Origin of the sequence: Mesotoga sp. HF07.pep.5.2.highcov (assembly GCF_003666285.1) — a bacterium.
GTDB lineage: Bacteria > Thermotogota > Thermotogae > Petrotogales > Kosmotogaceae > Mesotoga > Mesotoga prima.
Map to the genome: position 1 here is coordinate 1 of NZ_JFHJ01000678.1, position 624 is coordinate 624.

1 protein-coding gene is annotated in these 624 nt (G+C 47.0%); it reads right to left on the bottom strand.

The window, feature by feature from the left end; translation table 11 throughout:
• Window positions 1-452 (bottom strand): ABC transporter substrate-binding protein (locus BG32_RS14520; protein WP_147435091.1); only part of this gene is annotated, 452 nt, incomplete at its 3' end.
• Window positions 453-624 lie beyond the last annotated feature (172 nt).

Below are 624 nucleotides of genomic sequence, written 5' to 3' on the forward strand. Positions count from 1 at the left end.
AGCTGAATGACTTTGACTTTGTCGTCGGCCCTGAGTCTGAAGAGGAAGTCGTTGGGAATCACCGAGTATCTGAATGAAGGGGAAGTCGCTCCGACAAGCATTGGAACCTTTGCCTGCTGTGCTAGTTGATGAACACCAATGACTGAACTGCTCATGTTCGGTCCAAAGACAGCCACTACCTTATCCTGGAAAAGTGCTCTCCTGATAACATTTGCGGCCGTGCTCGGATTTGCCGCATCGTCATACACAACCATTTCGAGCATGTCGCCATTGATTCCTCCAGCGGCATTGATCTCTTCGAGTGCCAACTGCGCACCCATTTTGATGTAGTCGCCAAGAATAGAACCCAGTCCTGTGAATGGCGCCACAAGAGCAACCTTAATCGTTGAACCCAGCGCCGCAACCCCGATTAGCAAGACAATCGCGACTACGAGTAACCTGTTTAGCCTCATCCAAAACACCTCCATGTGCGGGACAGTAATAATTCCGCCCCGTTCTTTTAGAAGAAAGATTAATAAACGATTAACGTGATGCGTTATACATTATGCAAAGTATAGCATTCCTTGAGTCGATATCTTAACTCGATCATAGCCCCTGAGGATCAAATGAATTGAATTATTCTAG